Source organism: Mariniflexile sp. TRM1-10 (assembly GCF_003425985.1).
Classification (GTDB): Bacteria; Bacteroidota; Bacteroidia; order Flavobacteriales; family Flavobacteriaceae; genus Mariniflexile.
Genome location: NZ_CP022985.1, coordinates 4315863 through 4337468, shown reverse-complemented (window position 1 = coordinate 4337468; position 21606 = coordinate 4315863). Strand labels below are relative to the sequence as shown.

General features: G+C 34.9%; 16 protein-coding genes. 15 read left to right on the top strand and 1 reads right to left on the bottom strand.

The window, feature by feature from the left end:
• Window positions 1-3 precede the first annotated feature (3 nt).
• The 3 genes from CJ739_RS17915 to CJ739_RS17905 all read left to right on the top strand — a co-directional run bounded on the left by CJ739_RS17915 (window position 4) and on the right by CJ739_RS17905 (window position 5132).
• A complete protein-coding gene (locus CJ739_RS17915; RefSeq protein WP_117177805.1) occupies window positions 4-1233 on the top strand; it encodes a PDDEXK-like family protein in 1230 nt (409 codons plus the stop codon).
• A gap of 350 nt (window positions 1234-1583) precedes the next feature.
• Window positions 1584-3965 carry a TonB-dependent receptor gene (locus CJ739_RS17910; RefSeq protein ID WP_117177803.1) on the top strand — a complete coding sequence of 794 codons (2382 nt, stop codon included), beginning with the start codon at window positions 1584-1586 and terminating at the stop codon, window positions 3963-3965.
• 66 nt (window positions 3966-4031) lie between these two features.
• The gene (locus CJ739_RS17905) at window positions 4032-5132 is read left to right on the top strand and encodes a PepSY-associated TM helix domain-containing protein (RefSeq protein WP_117177801.1); all 1101 of its coding nucleotides are present in this window, start codon (window positions 4032-4034) and stop codon (window positions 5130-5132) included.
• A gap of 100 nt (window positions 5133-5232) precedes the next feature.
• On the opposite strand, the gene CJ739_RS17900 is transcribed toward CJ739_RS17905, so the two are convergent.
• Window positions 5233-6177: a TerC family protein gene (locus CJ739_RS17900; RefSeq protein WP_117177799.1), complete on the bottom strand. Its 945-nt coding sequence runs from the start codon at window positions 6175-6177 to the stop codon at window positions 5233-5235.
• A 139-nt stretch (window positions 6178-6316) separates the two neighbouring features.
• Here CJ739_RS17900 and CJ739_RS17895 point away from each other — a divergent pair, with 139 nt between their 5' ends.
• The 12 genes from CJ739_RS17895 to CJ739_RS17835 all read left to right on the top strand — a co-directional run bounded on the left by CJ739_RS17895 (window position 6317) and on the right by CJ739_RS17835 (window position 21483).
• Window positions 6317-7396 (top strand): sensor histidine kinase, encoded by a 1080-nt coding sequence (locus CJ739_RS17895; RefSeq protein WP_236951546.1) that lies wholly within the window; start codon window positions 6317-6319, stop codon window positions 7394-7396.
• Complete coding sequence (locus CJ739_RS17890; protein WP_205419374.1) at window positions 7383-8066, top strand: response regulator; 684 nt, start codon at window positions 7383-7385, stop codon at window positions 8064-8066. Before CJ739_RS17895 ends, CJ739_RS17890 begins: the two co-directional genes overlap by 14 nt.
• Window positions 8067-8376: 310 nt before the next feature.
• Window positions 8377-8724: a hypothetical protein gene (locus CJ739_RS17880; protein ID WP_117177795.1), complete on the top strand. Its 348-nt coding sequence runs from the start codon at window positions 8377-8379 to the stop codon at window positions 8722-8724.
• A gap of 5 nt (window positions 8725-8729) precedes the next feature.
• Window positions 8730-10067: a TrkH family potassium uptake protein gene (locus CJ739_RS17875; protein ID WP_117177793.1), complete on the top strand. Its 1338-nt coding sequence runs from the start codon at window positions 8730-8732 to the stop codon at window positions 10065-10067.
• A 261-nt stretch (window positions 10068-10328) separates the two neighbouring features.
• On the top strand, window positions 10329-12116 hold the full coding sequence (locus CJ739_RS17870) for a TrkH family potassium uptake protein (RefSeq protein WP_117177791.1): 1788 nt from the start codon (window positions 10329-10331) through the stop codon (window positions 12114-12116).
• Window positions 12117-12299: 183 nt separating this feature from the next.
• Window positions 12300-12986, top strand: a complete 687-nt coding sequence (locus tag CJ739_RS17865; protein ID WP_117177789.1) for a potassium channel family protein — start codon at window positions 12300-12302, stop codon at window positions 12984-12986.
• A 58-nt stretch (window positions 12987-13044) separates the two neighbouring features.
• Window positions 13045-13461 carry an HYC_CC_PP family protein gene (locus CJ739_RS17860; RefSeq protein ID WP_409446083.1) on the top strand — a complete coding sequence of 139 codons (417 nt, stop codon included), beginning with the start codon at window positions 13045-13047 and terminating at the stop codon, window positions 13459-13461.
• Window positions 13462-13567: 106 nt separating this feature from the next.
• Window positions 13568-17383 (top strand): efflux RND transporter permease subunit, encoded by a 3816-nt coding sequence (locus tag CJ739_RS17855; RefSeq protein WP_117177787.1) that lies wholly within the window; start codon window positions 13568-13570, stop codon window positions 17381-17383.
• Window positions 17380-18636 (top strand): TolC family protein, encoded by a 1257-nt coding sequence (locus CJ739_RS17850; protein ID WP_117177785.1) that lies wholly within the window; start codon window positions 17380-17382, stop codon window positions 18634-18636. Before CJ739_RS17855 ends, CJ739_RS17850 begins: the two co-directional genes overlap by 4 nt.
• A gap of 1 nt (window position 18637) precedes the next feature.
• Entirely contained in the window at window positions 18638-19945 is a 1308-nt protein-coding gene (locus CJ739_RS17845; protein ID WP_117177783.1) for an efflux RND transporter periplasmic adaptor subunit, read from the top strand.
• Window positions 19946-20095: 150 nt separating this feature from the next.
• Window positions 20096-20698: a DUF3347 domain-containing protein gene (locus CJ739_RS17840; RefSeq protein ID WP_117177781.1), complete on the top strand. Its 603-nt coding sequence runs from the start codon at window positions 20096-20098 to the stop codon at window positions 20696-20698.
• Window positions 20699-20925: 227 nt separating this feature from the next.
• A complete protein-coding gene (locus CJ739_RS17835; protein ID WP_117177779.1) occupies window positions 20926-21483 on the top strand; it encodes a helix-turn-helix domain-containing protein in 558 nt (185 codons plus the stop codon).
• Window positions 21484-21606 lie beyond the last annotated feature (123 nt).

Sequence of the window (21606 nt, the reverse complement as noted above, 5' to 3'; positions counted from 1 at the left end):
ATTATGACAGAGACTCCGATCTATGCAAAATTATTAAAAGATACAGGGCGAATTCTTGAACATCAAAAAGAGATTGCGGTTCTAAAAGGTGAAAATTTTAATGTGTTTTCTATCTTAAAATTGGAAAGTAAAGAAAATGGTACACATTCTGCTTTTTTGGGTGAGTTGTTAAACCCTAAAGGCTCACACAATTTTGGAAGCACTTTTCTTCAATTGTTCTTACAACAAATTAAAGATGAAAGAATTAATATTGCTTCTGCACAGGTAATTTTGGAATACTCTATTGGAGCTAATAACCATTTAACCAAGACAGGGGGGCGAGTAGATATTTATATAAAAGATAGGATAAATAATACTATTTGTATAGAGAATAAAATTTATGCAAGTGACCAATCCTTTCAGCTTAAAAGATATGCAAACCATAATTATGAAAGGAATAAAGTTTTTTATCTCACTTTAAATGGAGAAGAACCATCAGACGGTAGTAAAGATGATTTAAAGGTAAATGAGCACTATTATTGTATTTCATACCGTACAACAATAATAGAGTGGCTGGAAGCTTGTCTTAAAGAAGCCACAGATCAACCTATAGTAAGAGAGAGTATTAAACAGTATATTATTCTATTAAAAAAGCTAACCAATCAACTTACAGATAGTAAAATGGAAAATGAAATAAAAGATATGATTAAGTCCAATTACCTGTCAGCCAGAACAATTTCAGATACTATCGAAATAGTGGAAATAGAGTATGCTACACGCTATTTGAATGAAATAGGACTGAAAATTACGGAAACTTTAAATACAGAAAATTCACTTTGGTCTTATGAGATCAGTGATAATCTCAGTGTGCCTTGGTCTAGGTTAAATATTTTTCATAAACATTGGACAAATGGAATCAGAGTACAATTACAGGGTGAAAGCAGAATACATTTAAACCGAAATAAATATGGACTTATTGCTCATAAAGATCATTTCAATAGACAATTTCTTATTGAAAAACTGAAAAAATCTGGACACTCTGAATCTGATTGGAAAGATGACCAGTACTGGGTTTTATATAATTATGATATAAATTTTGGTGATATAGGCGAACGATCTAAATTATTTGACAATAAACAAAGAGAGGAGCTAGTTCACCAGATTGCCAATAAAATGATTGAAATTTGTAGGCTTTGTGACGTTCCTCTTAGGAACTTTCCAACAATTCAAAGTGTAGATTTTAAAGACAAATAGAGATATTAAGATATATTTTTTTTGATTTTATATATAAAACCCCTTGATCGGGATTAAGTGAAAAGTTTGAAAATCTAAGGTTTCCATCAATGAAAAACTTTTTTCCTCATTTATATTTAGCTTGAGATAGTTCATTTGTTTATTGAGCATCTCTAAAGCGTCTGCTTTGCTAACGTGACTTTCTGCTTATAAACTTGACCCATTTATATCAAAATAAAACAATCTGTAATAACTTTCTTGTTAGTTCAAGCTGTTAAAATATAACCCAAAATAATTCAGAATAATCTTTGGTTTATTAGAAATAGAAAATATATTTGCACCTTATTTTAAATAAGTCTAAATAAATTTAAATGAAGATTATTACATTAACTACCGCTTTATTATTATCATTCTATGCCGTTTCCCAAGGGATAAAAGGGAAGGTTACCGACGAACATAACCAACCTCTCTTTGGAGCCGAAGTTTATATTGCAGAACTGCAGCAAGGCACAACAACAGATTATGATGGAAATTATGAACTATCCCATGTTAAAGTAGGCACTTGGAAAGTAACTTTTAGAATGTTGGGATACCAAACCCAAACAGAAAGTTTTTCGTTCATACGGAATGGCACAATTTCACATACAGCAATATTAAAGGAAGATTTAAATAATTTGGACGAAGTCGTTGTCTCGGCAAGTAGGCGTTCAGAATATCTTTCGGAAATCCCAGCCTCGGTAACAGTTGTTAATGAAGTTAAACTCCAGGAATTATCAAATTCCACAACAAACATTAGTGATATATTGGAGTTTACAGTGCCTGGATTGGCTGTTTCTACGGGTACGTTTTCCAACTGGGGACAAACCTTACGTGGGCGTTCGCTTTTGGTAATGGTCGATGGAATTCCACAATCTACACCGTTAAGAAATGGGCAGTTGGGAATAAAATCAATAAGCCCAAATGATATCAGTAGGGTCGAGGTTATCAAAGGCGCCACATCCATCTTTGGTAATGGAGGTAATGGCGGTTTTATTAATTACATAACCAAAAAACCAAATGCTACTAAAAAAATAGCGGGCGCAACGAATGTTTGGGGCACATCAAGCTTAGCAAAAACAAACGATGCCTTAGGTTTTGGGGTGTATCAATCCTTAAATGGTAATTTGGATAATTTTAATTACTATATAAGTGGAAGTTATGAAAAAACAGGTAATAAATATGATGCTGATGGTGTCGTCATTCTTCCGACTTATGGACTTGACAACACACATATTTACAGTACGCTAGCAAAATTAGAATATCAAATTGATGATAATCAAAAAATCACCTTGGCCGGAAATTTATACAAATCCGCCCAAGACACGCCTTTTATTCCTGTTCCTGCGGAATTTGAGGTTTTTAACGAGGATGGTGATTATTCACTAACTGCCGGTTACGGTGTTGAAGGTTCTGTTGAAGGACAAGAACCAACTGGAACGACACTTATAAATGGTCAATTGAAATATAACCTAAACCATATTTTTTCCGGTACAACAGATTTTACGACGGATCTCTATTATCAGAATACAGAAAACATTTTCTTTTATTCCGATAAGTTTGAAAATGGCGGGCAATCTGTTATCAATGCTGAAAAGTATGGACTTAGACCTAATTTCAATACAAGCATTGCCACCAATAGTTCCGCGGATGTTTCTTTAACCTATGGTGTTGATTTACTTAGAGATAAAACCAACCAAGGCCTTCTAGATGGGCGATTATGGGTGCCAAATACCGAAATGTTGAGTTGGGCGCCTTATTTACAATCTACTATGAAATTTGACAACAGATGGGTGGTAAAAGCAGGTCTAAGATATGATGACATGAATATAGAAATAGCAGATTACAACACGCTGCCTTATTCACCTCTAGGGGACGGGAATTACAATCCTTCGGTTGCCGTTGAAGGTGGTAAAATTGGATTTGACAACCTAGCATTTAATGTAGGATTGCGTTATATAGAACATCAAGAATTTATTCCTTATATAAGCTATTCACAAGGATTTTCTATTGCCGATTTAGGTTCTGTTTTACGTTCCGCGACTGCCGACAATATAAATGACATTCAACTGGAACCTGCTGTGACTAAAAACTATGAATTCGGATTTTTGTCGAAATTCAATAATTTTAAATTTGAGGCGGTAGGCTATTACAGTACCTCCAACTTAGGTACAGGTGTTGTTTTTGATGAAAACACCAATGCTTTTGTGCCTTCCAAACAGCCACAAAACATTTATGGTGGTGAAGTAGCTATTGATTATATATCAAACAGCAATGCATTACAGATAGGCACATCTTATTCATACGTGGAAGGTGTAACCCACAGTGCTGCAAATGAAAATACGTTGACTTATTTGGGAGGTGATGTTATTGCTGCCCCTAAATGGACTGCTTATGTTACTTGGAAACCTATTGAAAAAATCAACACGTCTTTACGAATGACTAATTTGGGAGACAGAAAACGATTTGATCCGTATTTGAATGCCAACGATGATTACACATTTAGACACACACAATTTCCTGTTACAGGCTATACCTTGCTTAATTTTTCTATAGCGTATCAATTACAGTCCAATATGTCTGTTGCTTTAGGCGTCAATAACTTATTGAATGCGTATTACCTTCCGGCTAGATCGCAATGGGCAGCACCTTTAAGAGATTTTACAGGTGCAGGCGAAGGCACCAATGCTAAATTAAGTATTCATTATAATTTTTAATATTAATCTAACCAATGCTAGTATATTTGCTAGCATTGGTTTTTTATAGATTTCATACGATACCCATTGCTATCTTTTAATACAACAATACGGAAAATCCATCTTTGGCTAGGACTTACTTGCGGACTTATAGCATCCTTCTCGGGGCTTACAGGTTCGCTATACATTTGGCAACCCGAAATAACAGCAGCCCTTAATCCCGAATTGTTAAAAGTTGAAAACATAGAAAATATTAAAGACGCAACTATTTTAAAAACTGCCGTTTCTTTAATTGAAACCCACAAGGATCGTATAAATAAAATTTTTCTTCCCTATCGGGAGCAGCAAACCATAGCCATTCAGTTTAAAAATGGAAAAACAAATTACTACCATCCAGTAACCAGTGAATCTCTAGGTGAAAAATCAGCCTCTATATTATTTTTTGAAAGCCTACTAAATCTGCACCGTACTTTGGGAATTCCCCAAATAGGCAAGTATATTATAGGAACCAGTGCCATCATATTTTTTCTAATGCTAATAACTTCTGGCGTTTATATTTGGTGGAAAGCCTATGCCAACAACTTGAAAAAAGGATTTAAAATAAAATGGAAGGCAAAGAAAAAGAAGTTTAACTTCGATTTACACAAAGTATTCGGCATCAATTTTTTCATTCCACTTCTTATCATTGCTTTTACGGGGGCTTATTTCACCTATAATGCCGTTTATAAATCAGCGTTAAAAGTGTTTGATAACTCTAATACACATGTAACCAACCAACAAAAAGGCAAAAACTTTTCAACCCTGAATGATGCCTTATTAAACTCCAATGAAACCTATGCTTTACGAGCTATTTATTTTCCTAAAGACAAAACAGGCATGTATCGAATCAGATATATAGAAGACCGTTTTATAAAAGCAGGGTATCGAAAAACAAAAGAGGTAGAAATCAATGAAAAAGGAGACATGACAACTTTATCAGATTTTAGGTTTGATTCTAACAGCAATCGTATAGCAGCACAATTCTATCCTATTCATATCGGGGAAATTGCAGGTATTTGTGGTAGGATTTTGGTCTTTATCTCTGGAATGATACCCCTGGTTTTACTTATCACGGGTTTCAGAATATATAAATCAAAAAAGAATAATGTCGGATTCAAGATTCAAGACCGCTTTGCTAAAAGATACTAGACAATAGAAAATAGAAAATAGACAAAATGACAACGAATTGGTATTCAAATGTTTATTTGTATGTCTGTTTTAATAATCGCTAAGTAACTGTATTTAAAGGTTAATCTTCTTTTGATACCTTTCTATTTAAAGAAATAATTATCCCAGCAGCAAGAGATAGAGCTATAAAGCCCAAAGACAGCCATTCGGGAAATTTGTAATGGTGTACCAAAATCAATTTAATGCCTACAAAGCATAAAATGGCAACCAAACTATATTTCAAATAGCTAAAACGATTCAGCATATTAGCAAGAAAAAAATACATAGACCGTAATCCCAAAATAGCAAAAATATTGGAGCTGAAAACTAAAAAAGGATCAGAGGTTATTGCTAATATGGCGGGCACACTGTCTAACGCAAATAAGATATCAGTAAACTCAATAATGATTAAGGCTACAAACAAAGGAGTCGCAGCGGTAATATGGCGTAGCTTTATAAAGAACTTTTGCCCTTCCATATGTGTTGTTATAGGCATTACTTTTCTCAAATTCCTGTAAATAAAAGAGTTTTTGGGATTAAACTTCTCTTCCTTTGAAAACAACATCTTAAAGGCGGTAAAAAGTAAGAATGCACCAAATATATAAGTAGAGAAACTAAATTTATTAATCAGTGCCACTCCAAAAAGTATCATTAAGGCCCTAAAAACGATAGCTCCCAAAATTCCCCAAAACAGAACACGATGCTGGTATTTTTGGGGTATATGAAGCGAACTGAATATAACAGCTATAACAAAAATATTGTCAATACTTAAAGACAGCTCAATCAAATACCCCGTAACGTACTTAATCGTAGCATCCGTAGGAGTCAAGCCATCTACATTGTCTATGTTGCCACTACTGTAAAGCCAATAAATAACGCCTGAGAACAAAAAGGATAAACAAACCCAAATGCTTGTCCACATAGAAGCTTCTTTCACACTAATTATATGGGGATTTTTATTAAAAACCCCTAAGTCTAAAGCTAAAAAAATAAGTATCCCTAAAAGGAATAGTCCCCAAACAATCATATACTACAAATAAATATTTAACCCTCCGAAATTAAATCTTTAGAAGTTATAAAAAAAATATAATAAGTGAAATGAAAGGGTTATATAATAACTTTATAAAATCTTTATGTTGGAATAAGTAACTTTGCAATAAAAAGAATTGGACTTATTTAAAACAAGGCATTTCAGTAAAAAGAAGCAATATATAAAAAGTGTATTTCTTATTGTATTTACTGCTGTTCCCTGCTTTTTATCGGTAGATGTCATAGGCTTTAGAGCAGTGGCGCTTATTTTACTTTTGGTAGTTTCACTGAATGCTATTTTGTTTGATATCTATCCAGTAATGCTTTCGGCCTTGTTAAGTGCATTGATATGGAACTTCTTTTTTATACCACCTATTTTAACCTTTCATATAGGCACGCCCGAAGATGGTCTTATGTTTTTAATGTATTTTGCTATTGCCTCTATTAATGCAGTGCTTACATACAAAATTAGGGAATACGATAAAGAACAACGGGAAGAAGAGGAAAAAGAGAACGCTATTAAACTATACAATACATTGCTGAATTCGCTGTCACACGAGTTAAGAACACCCATTGCAACCATAATAGGTGCTGTTGATACCATAAAAGATAATGATAATAAACTTTCCGAAGACAATAAAAAAGAGCTGTATTCAGAAATTGAAACGGCAAGTTTTCGTTTGAACAGGCAGGTTGAAAACCTATTGAATATGAGTAGGCTCGAAGCAGGTTTCATAAAACCGAAAGAAGATTGGTGCGATGTTAATGAATTGATATTTACCGCAATAAAGAGAAACAAGGAAGACCTCTTAAGACATTCCATAGAATTTACACCTAACGATTCATTGCCCTTATTTAAATTGGACATTGGTCTTTTGGAACAAGTAGTACATAATATTATCCATAATGCTTTACTGCATACCCCCGATAACTCTGTAATAAAAATTGAAGTTGAAAATATAGAAGACACCTGTAAGATTACAATTTCAGATAATGGAAACGGTTTCCCCATCAATGAAATTGAAACCGTTTTTAACAAATTTTATCGCCTTAACAACAATATTGGTGGAACAGGCTTAGGGCTGTCAATCGTTAAGGGATTTACAGAAGCAATGAATGGAATAGTAGGCTTGGAAAATAATATTAAAGGAGGTGCAAAATTCACCATTAGCATACCCGCAGAAACCACATCAATAGATACATATGGAAATCAATAAAGCACAAATATTAATCATTGATGATGAACCGCAAATCAGAAAATTGCTTCATATTAATTTAGAAAGCAATGATTATAGGGTCATTCAAGCCATTAATGCCAAAGAAGGGTTGGCGTTAGCGGCCAGTCATCTGCCAGATGCCGTTTTGTTGGATATTGGCTTACCCGACAAAAGTGGTCATGAACTTTTAAAAGAACTTAAAAGCTGGTACAATAAACCAGTGATTATTTTATCTGTCCTTGATAATGAAGATGATATTGTAAGTGCATTGGATAACGGCGCAACCGATTATTTAACAAAACCCTTTCGTACAGGGGAATTGCTGGCGCGTTTGCGTTCGGCAATCAGAAGAAGCCAGAGTACAGAACCCAATGCTGTGATAATGTGTAATGACCTTGAAATTGATTTAGTATCAAGAACCGTAAAAAAGCAAGATGAGATTGTAAAACTTACATCTACAGAATACAACTTATTGGCACTTTTTGCCAAAAATGAGGGTAAGGTATTAACACACCAATATATTTTAAAGGAAATCTGGGGATATGGTTATCAGACAGAAACACAATATTTAAGAGTGTTTGTGGGCACATTAAGGAAAAAAATTGAAGACCATCCAAACCATCCCGAACATATTATTACAGAAAGTGGTGTGGGTTATAGGTTTCAATAGTCTTTATAAAATCTTTATTCATTCTCGCCAATCCTTGATTTTTTATATATCCTTTTCATCAGACCTTTGTAGCATCTAAATGTTACAAAATGAAACGCGATTTTGCATGTTCCATCAGACAAAATCAAAATATACAATTACTGATGAATTGGCATTTTTTCCACGACAAAAATAATGAGGAACCTTATCAATCCTTAAACGATTGGTTTAAGGAAATTAAACATTTGGTATATCCCTTCATTATAATGGTTCTGCTAGGGGTGCTTTTCTTCATTTATGTCAAATACATTCTTATTTAATGTTTTAACTAATGGAAAACGGATTAAGAATAAACAATGAGATTGCCGATCTTATTATAAAACTATGCTTCAGCATCAACGAATTAAAAAAAAGCCTCCAACCCAATAATAAAGAGGTATTACAATTCTTCACCACTTATGAAAATATAAAGAACAAAATGGATGAAGTCTTGCAAGCAATAAGTGCAAGAGGTATGTCCAAAAAAATTAAAGAAACAAAAGCGTTTGTAAAGAACTACTTGAGTATATATAGCCTATTGCCAACAGATTTTGAGAAGAGAGACCAAACCATAACAACTCTTGATGTTATCTTCAATGAACTGTCGGAACTGGATAAGCTTATTTCCAACCAATTATAGATATAATGAGAAAAATTATAAAAAAATATAGAAAATTCCAACTATCACTATCACCACAACAAAATCTACTTTATGGTTTTTCAATTTATGCGGTTATAGGTTGGCTTTTATTATGTCTACCAATAGTCCAAAAACAAGCTGTCTCTGCGTTGGATAGTTTATTTATAGCCACATCTGCTATTTCCACTACAGGCTTGGTAACCTTAAGCATCTTTGATACCTATAACAAATTTGGACAGTTCATTATCATGCTGTTGTTTCAAATAGGAGGGATAGGTTATATGACCTTTACAACTTTTATTTTGCTCTCAAAGAAAAGTGGTTTTACACATTGGCACCAACGTATTCTAAATGCAGAATTTACGATGCCTAAGGGTTTTCAGATTAAGGATTTTTTAAAGTCTGTTATCATTTTTACGGTTATCATAGAAATCTTGGGTGCATTGTGTTTTTACATTGCGTTTACTAATGCGGGGGTTGAACACAATTTTGCTATTTGGAGTAGTATTTACCATAGTGTTTCAGCATTTTGTACAGCAGGCTTTGGCTTGTATGATGACAGCTTTGAACAGTTTGCAGGCAATACGGCTATAAACACCATCATTTCGGTATTGGCTATTTGTGGCTCATTGGGTTTTATAGTGGTTACTGATTTTTGGAACAGGCTTTCAGGAAAAATAAAGCAAGTCACCTATACAACAAAAATCATTTTGGGAGCAATGACCTTGTTGCTAGTAATGGGAACGGTAATGATTTATTTCTTTGAACCTTCAGTAAACCAGTTGGGAGCACATAAATTAATGGCATCATTTTTTCAGGCAATGACAGCGCTTACAACGGTAGGTTTTAATACGGTTCCTTTAGGTAATTTTTCGTTGGGTATACTATTGGTCATTATTTTTTTAATGTATATTGGAGCCTCACCATCTGGTACAGGCGGCGGTATGAAAACAACCACGCTTACAGCCTTAATTGCGATTATGTGGAACAGAATCCGTAACAACAAACGAATCACTTTTTTAGGAAAAACAATCCCTCTGGACCGACTTTATGTGGCTACGTCTATATTTATGTTATATGCATCCGTTATTTTTATGGCAACCCTTCTTTTGGCAATGACCGAAGATTTCTCATTGAAGCAAATTCTATTTGAAACCACCTCTGCCATAGGGACGGTTGGATTGAGTACTGGTATTACAGGAAGCTTAAGCTCATGGGGAAAATTGGTCATTATATTTGTAATGTTCGTGGGAAGGCTTGGATTGTTGACTTTTGGGTTGGCAATTTTGGCAAGGAGAAACAAACTAACGAAAAGAAAAGATGAAGCAGATTTGGCATTGTAAATGGTTTTTAGTGTTCTGATTTTTAAATTTTTGCCTTGCCGCACAAGGTAATGATACTTGACAGCAAAGGCTCACGGTTAGTGATGCTGTAGCTATGTTTATGGACGTAGTTTATTGCTAACAATTTTAATCCACTAAAATCACATTCAGATAACCATTTTTTTTACATAATCACAGGTTTATGGGTACTTAAACGAATCTTTATAAAATCTTTACACTACAATCTTTAACTTTGCTGTTTTTTAATGGACAAAGTATTGTATGCCAAATTTCAATCTAGAAAGGTTTTTGTTTTTTAGTAAAAAGTATTCCTATGTACTGTTTCAAATAGCATTCGTTACAAGTGTTTTGGGAATGTTCTTGTTCATAGCCGATTTTGGGTTTGACAAATCTGAACGGATTCAAAAACTATTCAATTCGTATTATTTTGTGGTCATTGCTCTTGGTATTGTTGCTACGATGCTTCGTTATATTGAAAGGTTAAAGAAGATAAATCGCTCGGTAATTATATTTGATGTAGTTACAATTTTGGCGACATTAATCATTTTATATGCTCATTTTTTAGGTGAAGATGCCCATAAACATATTTCATTCCTTTACGATGATAATTGGGTGAAATTTGCCATTATATTAACCTTTATCAGGGAATTTTCAGAGCAAAATATAAACTATAAGAGCACTCGGTTAAACCCAGCACAACTTTTTATTATAAGTTTTTTTAGTATTATCCTTTTAGGCGCTTTATTGTTAATGCTACCGAATGCTACCCATCAAGGCATCTCGTTCTTGGATGCCTTATTTACCTCCACAAGTGCCGTGTGCGTAACAGGGCTGATAGTGGTAGATACAGGAAGTTATTTTACAACGTTTGGACAATCTATTATCTTATTTCTTATACAAACAGGAGGGATTGGTATCCTAACCATAGCAAGTTATTTTTCATATTTTTTTAAAGGAGGAGCGACTTACGAAAACCAATTGACATTAAGTGATATGACGGGATTGAACAAATTGGGCGAAGTGTTTTCAACTTTGAAAAAGATTTTAGTCATAACATTTTCCATAGAATTTTTTGCAGCCGTATTAATCTATTCAAGCCTAGACAAAAATTTATTCAATTCTTTTTTTGAAAGATTCTTTTTCTCTATGTTCCATTCGGTGTCGGCTTTTTGTAATGCAGGGTTTTCAACCTTGACCAATAGCCTATATGAAACAGGTTTCAGATATAATTATATGCTGCAAGGTATTATTATTGCTGCCTTTGTTTTAGGTGGTTTAGGGTTTCCCATTGTGGTAAATATTATAAAATACCTTAAATATTTTATAACTCGGAAAGTATTTTATATCGTTGGTAAAAAGCAGACCCATAAGCCTTGGGTACTGAATCTTAATAGCCGTATCACGTTGGTAACAACAACAGTACTAACAGTTGTTGGTACGGTCTTATTTTACATAAACGAGTATAATAACACCTTGACTGAACACAAAGGAGTGGGCAAGTTTATTACGGCTTTGTTTGGTGCGGCAACACCTAGAACGGCAGGTTTTAACACCGTTGATATGACGGCTTTACATTTTTCAACTGTCATGTTGTTGTTTTTATTGATGTGGATTGGTGCCTCCCCAGCATCTACAGGAGGTGGTATTAAAACAAATACCTTTGCCATTGCCACACTTAACTTTTTAAGTTTAGCAAGAGGGAAATCAAAGATTGAAGTATTTAGAAGAGAAATAGCCGATGTTTCGGTAAGAAGAGCCTTTGCAGTTATATCCTTATCCTTATTGGTTATTGGAGTAGGCATAATTTTAATTTCTATATTTGATAGTAAGAAGAGTCTACTGAATATTGCTTTCGAATGCTTTTCGGCATACAGTACTGTAGGTTTAAGTCTAGGTATTACAGCATCATTAAGTCCTTTAAGTAAACTAACAATCATAGTTGTCATGTTTATAGGTAGGGTAAGTATGCTTACTTTGCTTATAGCCGTATTTAAGAAAGTCAAACAAAAAAATTATAAATATTCAGTAGAAGAATTAACCATAAATTAAACAGTAGTAATAGAGATTAGAATCAAGAATCAAGAGACAAGAATCAAGAGACAAGAGACAAGAGACAAGAGAGAATAGAAAATAGAGAAGAACCAAGACGCTTTAAGTCTTCTAAAATTCTCAACTCCTCAACTCCTAAAATTCTAAAATTCTCAACTCCTAAAAAAAAAATAGATAAGACAGATGAAATATATAGTTGTAGGATTGGGTAGCTTTGGGGCATCATTGGCCGAAAAATTGACCGAAGAAGGCAATGAAGTCATTGGTATTGATACCAATATGAACAAAGTGGATAATTACAAAGAACGAATTACCCATACCATTTGTATGGATGCAACGGATGAGTTCACGGTATCAGGGCTTCCGTTAAGTGGCACAGACATGGTGGTGGTAGCCATTGGGGAAAATAAAGGAGCCAATGTAATGGCAACGGCATTGTTTAAAAACTTTCAGGTCAAGCGTTTAATAAGTAGAGCCATAGATGGTCTTCACGAAAAGGTACTGCACGCCATAGGTGTTGACGAAATTGTACATCCAGAAGAAGAATCTGCCGAACGATGGGCGAAGAAGCTATGTTTAAAAGGGGTTGTGGACTCTTTTGAATTAAGTGATAGTTACAGTATTGTTGAAGTCAATGTGCCTATAAGGTTTGATGGAAAAACAATAAGGGAAACTAATATCCGTGAAAATTATAACTTATTGGTATTAACAACGATAACAAATACTGAAGTAAAAAGTCTTGTTGGTAAAACTAGAAGTGTTACCAAAGTTAAAGGTGTCGCAAGCCCTGATAATATCCTAAGCAAAGACGATATACTCGTAGTTTATGGATCTAATAAAGATATAAAACGATTTTTAAAAGATGAATAATTAAAACTTCTGTTAAAGAAATGTAGTAGTTATTAAAATTTTGTACTTTTACAATAATATGCAACAGGTATTCCATAAAATAGTGTCCATTTTAATGTCATTTGTAGTATTGTTTTCTACAATGTCATTCACAATTGATATGCACTATTGTGGTGATACTTTGATGGATACAGCCATTTTCCATAAAGCCAAAACCTGTGGCATGGAAATTCAAAAAACAACGACCAGTTCAGATTGTTCTATAGTAAAAAAAGATTGTTGTAAAGAAGAACAAATTGTTGTAAAAGGTCAAGATGAATTAAAAATAGCGTTTGAAAAGCTGTCATTTGACCAACAAATTTTTGTAGCATCATTTGTTTATTCTTATGAAAACCTTTTTGAATATTTTGAGGAAAATGCATATACACTTTCAGAATATCCGCCACCGCTCATTATAAAGAGCATCTATAAGCTCGACGAAACTTATTTAATTTGATTTTTAAACTTTAGACCATGTTTCCAGTGGCAATTGCTTCTTGGATAATTTGTTGTTTTTGGTGTTCTCATAACACCCATGTCCAACGGTTTAATAATCAAATTACATGTTAAATAAAATCATAAAATATTTTTTAGAGAACAAATTAATTACCGTTCTTATTTTAATCACCTTTATTGTATGGGGGGTGTCCACATCGCCATTCAATTGGAATACGGGGTTTTTACCAAAAGATTCGGTTCCGGTTGATGCCATTCCAGATTTAGGCGAAAACCAACAAATAGTTTTTACCGAATGGCCAGGGAGATCACCACAGGACATTGAAGATCAGATCACCTATCCACTTACAACCTCCCTTTTAGGAATACCAAACGTAAAATCCATTAGAAGTACTTCCATGTTTGGGTTTTCGAGCATCTACATCATTTTTGAAGAAAAGGTAGATTTTTATTGGTCCCGGTCAAGGGTTCTGGAAAAATTAAATTCTTTACCAGAAAACTTATTGCCTTCTGACGCAAAACCAGCGTTAGGCCCTGATGCAACCGCATTAGGACAAGTCTATTGGTACACTATAGAAGGTCGGGATGATAAGGGAAATGTTACGGGAGGCTGGGATTTGGATGAATTGCGGTCTGTTCAGGACTACTACGTAAAGTATGCTTTAAATGGGGTTTCAGGGGTTTCTGAAGTGGCCTCTGTTGGTGGTTATATAAAGGAATATCAAATTGATGTGAACCCAGATGCCTTAAAAGCTTATAATATTGGCATTGATATGGTCATGATGGCGGTAAAAAATTCCAATCGCGATATAGGGGCTAAAACTATTGAAATCAATAAAGCGGAATATTTTATTCGCGGACTTGGATATATAAAATCCATCCAAGATTTAGAGAATACAGTAGTTAGTGTTACCAATAACAAACCCATTCTTATCAAGGATGTAGCCCATGTAAATCTGGGGCCAGCAACCCGAAGAGGGGTTTTGGATAAAGGTGGCGCCGAAGTTGTTGGAGGTGTTGTAGTGGCTCGGTATGGTTCAAATCCTTTAGAAGTTATCAATAACGTAAAGACTAAAATAAAAGAGTTTGCATCGGGATTACCTAAAAAAACGTTGGCTGATGGGACAATAAGTCAACTCACTATTGTTCCTTTTTATGATCGCACCAAGCTGATAGAAGAAACCATTAGTACTTTGGAAACGGCATTGTCACATGAGATTCTCATCAGTATTATTGTCGTCCTTGTTCTAATGATGAATTTAAGAGCTTCATTTATTATTTCCAGTTTATTGCCTGTTGGAGTACTCATGACATTCATCATTATGCGTTATGCAGGTGTAGATGCCAATGTCGTGGCATTGTCTGGTATTGCCATTGCCATTGGCGTTATGGTGGATATAGGGATTGTATTTGTCGAAAATATCATTCGGCATTTAGAAATGCCCGAAAACCACGGCGTAAAGGGTAAAGAATTGATGCATGTTATTTATGTTGCAACCAAGGAAGTAGCATCGGCCATCACAACGGCCTTGGCAACAACAGTAGTAAGTTTTATTCCTGTTTTCGCCATGATTGGGGCCGAGGGAAAATTATTCAGACCGCTAGCGTTTACAAAAACATTTGCCTTATTGGGATCTTTCGTTTTAGGCATTGTTGTATTACCAGCTTTAGCGCATTTTGTTTTTGGTATCAATTACGATAAAAAGAAGGTTAAAAGAACTTGGGGTATTATATTAATTGTTGGTGGATTGCTATTGGCAATTTATATGCACATTTGGCTACCATTGGTATTGTGTGTTTTAGGGTTCAATTCACTATTTGAACATAAACTGCCACTTAAATTTAACAAGTATTCTAACTACATTAATGTTGGGTTGGTCTTATTTATTGCCACATTTTTCTTGGCTGAAGAATGGATGCCATTAGGACCACAAAATCACCTCATTGTAAATTATGTGTTTGTACTGGTATTACTTGGAGTCATTTTAGGAATGCTGTTAGCCATTGTCCATTTTTATGAACCTGTTCTAAAATGGTGTTTGAACAATAAAGGCAAGTTCATGTTGATTCCGCTTTTTACCCTGTTGTTTGGCGTTTTTATTTGGCTGGGATTTGATAACATTTTCGGATTCGCTTCCAAAGGATTTGAAAAAATGGGATGGAACATCAAGGAAACAAAAGTCTGGTCTTCAATTTCCAAAACATTTCCAGGTATTGGATCCGAATTTATGCCAACCTTGAACGAAGGGTCATTTTTGTTAATGCCTTCCGCCATGCCACATACCGGATTGGAAGAAAGTAAGAACACCGTTCAGAAATTGGATATGTTGTTGGCCAATATTCCAGAGGTTGACATTGCTGTTGGTAAGTTGGGAAGAGTGGAAAGTGCCATTGATCCTGCGCCTATTTCCATGTTTGAAAATATTATCAATTATAAACCGGAATTTATAGAAACCTATAATGGAAAACCTATTCGTTTTAGAATAAATAAAGATGATAAGTTTATTCTAAAAAACGGAAAAGAATTAACAAACGATGAAGCACTACTTCAAAGTGTCACTGAAAAAGATCTAGTTCTTGATGATAATGGTGAATTTTTTAGAAACTGGCGTTCTCACATAAAAAGCTCTGATGATATTTGGAAAGAAATAATCAAGGTTTCAAATCTCCCAGGAGTAACATCAGCACCCAAATTACAGCCGATAGAAACACGTTTGGTCATGTTGCAAACCGGTATGCGTGCTCCAATGGGAATTAAGGTGTATGGCCCCGATTTGAAGACCATTCAAGATTTTGGTTTGGAGTTGGAAGGTATATTAAAACACGTACCTTCCGTAAAATCCGAAGCCGTTTTTGCTGATAGAATTGTGGGGAAACCCTATTTACAAATAAATATCAATCGTTCTGCCATTGCCCGTTACGGCCTAAGTATAGAAAAGGTTCAGCAAGTTATAGAAACAGCTGTTGGAGGTATGAAAATCACATCAACGGTTGAAGGCAGGGAACGTTACCCTGTTAGGGTGAGATATCCAAGGGAATTGCGGGATGACCCAGAGAAAATCAAAAAAATATTGGTACCAACACCCACGGGTGTGCAAGTGCCGTTAGGTGAACTGGTTAGTTTGGAATTTGTTCGCGGTCCCCAAATGATAAAGAGTGAAGAAACCTTTTTGGTGGGTTATGTATTATTCGACAAAAAAGAAACATTCGCCGAAGTTGATGTGGTGAATGATGCCCAAAAGTTGATTGAAGATAAGATTGATGCTGGAGAATTGTTAGTTCCAAAAGGCGTGAGTTATAAGTTTTCTGGTAGTTATGAAAATCAAATTCGAGCAGTTAAAAAACTGTCTATTGTTATCCCAATAAGTTTGGTCATCATATTTCTGCTATTGTACTTTCAGTTTAAAACGGTCATTGCATCATCCATCCATTTTTCTGGCGTATTTGTTGCTTTTGCGGGTGGTTTTATTATGTTATGGCTCTACGGACAAGACTGGTTCTTGAATTTCTCCATAGCCGATGTCAACATGCGGCATTTATTTCAGATTCATCCAATCAATTTAAGTGTTGCCGTTTGGGTCGGGTTTATCGCTCTATTCGGAATAGCAACGGATGATGGCGTTATTATGGGAACCTACATCCATCAAGTTTTTGAAGAGCGACAACCTGAAACAATAGTAGGTGTGAGAGAAGCCGTTTTAGTTGCTGGTAAAAAACGGGTGAGACCCGCAATGATGACCGCTGCCGTTACCATTATCGCTTTACTTCCTATACTCACCTCAACAGGTAAAGGCTCAGATATTATGATCCCAATGGCCATACCTGTATTTGGAGGGATGATTATTCAGCTCATGACCATGTTTGTCGTACCCGTTTTACAGGCTTTTTGGAGAGAATCAGTAATTAAACGCAATCAACAATGAAGATAATTGGTGAATATAAGGTATTGAAATTAAGATATTTAGCTTTTGTTGTAGTTCTTTATTCAATAAGTAGTAATGGTCAAACATTAACGGATTATTTAAGCATAGCGTCTCAAAATAATCCTGAGATACAATCTGCTTATAAAGAATTTGAAGCTGCTTTGCAAAAAGCACCACAGGTGAGTTCGTTGCCAGATCCAAGTTTGACCATGAGTGCTTTTGGCCGCATGATTGAAACTAGGGTAGGAGCCCAAGAAGCCCGATTTAGTCTGATGCAAATGTTTCCTTGGTTTGGCACGCTTGAAGCTAAAAAACATGCTGCCAATTTAATGGCTGAAGCTACTTTTCAAAAGTATTTGGATTCAAAAAATGACGTCTATTTAAAGATTAAAAAATCCTATGCAGAACTTTATGAAATCAATACAATGATTCAGCTCGAAGAGGAAAACCTTCAAATATTGAATAGCTATAGAGAGTTGGCCTTGAGTAAATTTAAAAGTGGTAAAGGCGCCATGGTGAACGTTGTGAGAATTGATATAAAAAGAAACGAAAGTGAAACCAAAATCCAATTATTGAAGGATCAAAACCTACCACTACAAATCGAATTTAATAGTTTGTTGAATAGGGATTTGGATGAAATGATTACGATTCCGGATTCCTTACCACTGGTTGAAAATGATGTGCCCTTAGAAAGAGATAGTTTATTTGTTTCCAACCCTAAATTAATGGGATTGGACAAAAAGATAGCATCTTTTGAAGCACAAAAAAAGGTGGTCAAAAAAGAAGGGTATCCCATGATAGGACTCGGTTTGGATTATTCCATTATTTCAAAACGGGATGTTCCTGATCTGGAAATGAACGGACAAGATGCCATTATGCCCATGCTTTCGGTGACACTGCCCATTTTCAGAAAAAAATACAGTGCGGAGCAAAAAGAAGTCGACTTCATGTTACAAGCAACTCATTATGAAAAACAAGCAGTAAAAAACAATTTGCAAACGTCGTATAGTATGGCCAATTATAATGTTTCGAAAGCTAAAACTTTAAAAGAACTATATAAAAAGCAAACTGAAAGTATAAAGCAGGCCATTTCGTTATTAATAGCGGCTTATAGTAATTCAGGAACTGATTTTGAGGAAATTTTAAGGATGAACCAAGATTTGTTAATGCTTCAAACGGCAATGGTTTCAGCAAATAAAGATCAATTTATATCACAATCAACAAGAGATTATTTAATTTCTAAACAGGAATAAGATGAACACAAAAAATAAAAATATATTAAAAATGGTAGGTATCCTATTTGTTGGGGTTCTACTTGGATGGTTGGTTTTTGGAGGAAATGATGCTCCAAAATCTGAAAATGAACATAATCACGTAGAAGGCACGGAAACCATTTGGACCTGTTCTATGCATCCGCAAATACAGATGAAAGAACCCGGTCAGTGCCCATTATGCGGTATGGATTTAATCCCTTTGGAATCGAACGATTCTGCAATAGACCCCAATGCGCTTCAGATGACCGAGGATGCTATGAAATTGGCCAATATTCAAACGATGGTCGTAGGAGGAAGTAAGAAAACCAACAAAAAGCTGACACTGAATGGTAAAGTGCAAATTGATGAGCGTAAACTATACACGCAATCATCCCATATTCCGGGGAGAATTGAAAAATTGAACATTAATTTTACTGGGGAAAAGGTAAATCGAGGGCAAACATTGGCGATGGTCTATTCTCCTGATTTGGTGACAGCCCAAGAAGAATTACTGCAAGCTTATCGCATCAAAGAGACACAACCAGAATTATTTGAAGCTGCTAAACAAAAACTAAATAATTGGAAAATAGGCGAGGGCACAATAAATAAAATAATAAGCACCAATAAGCCCATCCAACAATTTCCAATTACTGCAGATGTTTCAGGTATTATCACTGCTAAAAAAGTCGATTTAGGAGATTATGTGAGTCAAGGCATGCCCATCTATGAGATAGCAGATCTATCATCACTTTGGGTGCTTTTTGATGTCTATGAAAGCGATATGCCTTGGGTAAAGGTTGGTGACAAAATAAATTATACCATCCAATCGTTGCCAGGAGAATCCTTTGAAGGGGTCATTACCTTTATAGATCCTTTGATAAACCCAGAAACAAGGGTCGCATCGGCACGAGTTGAGGTGAAAAACCCTGAAAATAAACTAAAACCTGAAATGTTTGTATCTGGTGTTGTAAGTAGGAATGTTAATACTTCAGCGTCCAAAGACATCGTGATTCCAAAATCGGCAGTGATGTGGACTGGGGAGCGTTCGGTTGTTTACATCAAAAGTATCGTTTCCAATAAGGTAAACTTCAAATTTAGAGAAGTCACATTGGGCGCTTCCCTTGGCGATGCTTATATTATAAAAGAAGGACTTTCAGAAGGAGAAGACATTGTAGTTAATGGTACATTTACAGTAGATGCAGCTTCACAATTGGCAGGTAAACCAAGTATGATGAATCCGGAGGGCGAAAAAGAAGTAACAGGACATGAAGGCATGGATATGGGAGAGGACGACATGAAACGACCATGACTTTGTACACCCAAGGAAATGATTATTAGGGATATGGAATAGAGTAATAGAAAATAGAATCAAGAATCAAGAGCCAAGAATCATCCTTTACAACTTTGAAACTTTACAATCAATAAATAGAACATAATTAATAATTTAAAAACAAAAACGATGAAAAATTTAAAAACGACCATGGGAATTTTAGCAATGGCTTTTATAGCTTTTACAACACTTTCGTGTAAGAACGAAACAAAAAAGACAGACACAGATGAAAATATGCACGTTACGGATGTAAATCATCATGATGATGGATCTATGAATCATGAATCGGAGGACTATCAAAAAAATCCAGCAACAACACCCATTATAGAAGCTTATATTCAAATTAAAAACGGGTTGGTTGATGATAGTAAAGAGAAAGCTTCCAATGGAGCAGAGGCATTGTTAAAAGCTTTTGCGGCATTTGACATGTCCCAATTAACTACAGAAACCCATAAAGAGTACATGGGAATATTGGAAAGTGCCAAAGAGCATACAGAGCATATTGTTAAAGGTACAATTGATAACCAAAGAGAACATTTTGAGCCTTTAAGCACAAACATAAGTGACATGATAGCTTTGCTTGGGACTGAAAAAACGCTTTACAAAGATTTTTGTCCGATGGCAAACAACAATAAAGGTGCCTATTGGTTAAGTGAAGTTAAAGACATTAAAAACCCATATTTCGGGTCAAAAATGTTGAAATGTGGTAGTGTAAAAGAACAAATAAATTAGTTGAAAACATCCGTGATTAATTTTTAAACACTCAGGGGCATGATTATTTAGATGTCCTATGTGACCTCTGAAAATAATAAAAATGACACATGAAAATTATAAAATTCATAGTGATGATTTAGTGCATTGTGTTTGTTGGTATTCAATTTATACCCACAAACACAACTAAATTAATGTGATTATGGATTGGTTTCAAAAACTAATGGATAGTATATAAAACGGTAAAAATGAAAAAAAAGATTCTCATAAAAAACATGGTTTGTAACCGTTGTAAATCCACCATCTATACCGAACTGAAAAAAGCAGGTTTTGATATAGACTCCATTGAATTGGGTCAAGTCATATTAAATGCCTATACGTCTGATGATGATCCGATTGTGGAATCCCTTTTGAAGCACCATGGCTTTGAAATCATAAAAGATGAAACCGATGCGTTGATAGAACATCTAAAAATGTCACTCATCAAAAAAATAGAATCAAACGAAATCAATAATTTATCGACTTTTCTGAGCAAACATTTTAACAAATCATATTCTGCCTTAAGTAAGCTATTCAGTAAAAAAGAAGGGATAACTATAGAGAAATACTTGATCAATCTTAAAATAGAACGTGTTAAGGAACTTATTCAATTAGGACAATTAAACTTTTCAGAAATAGCTTATGCTCTCAATTACAATAACAGCAGTCATTTATCCCGTCAATTTAAAACCGTAACAGGTATGTCCATGAGTTCATACAGATTATTACAAAATTGGGATAGAAAAACGTTGGACCAAATTATATAAATTTTTTCCAAAATTGTGTACATCGCACGTAACTTTAGATGGTAATTTTGGTCAATAAATTAAAATCTTAATGCCATGAAACACCCTTGAGAATAGTATTCATACATATGAGGATGGTTATTC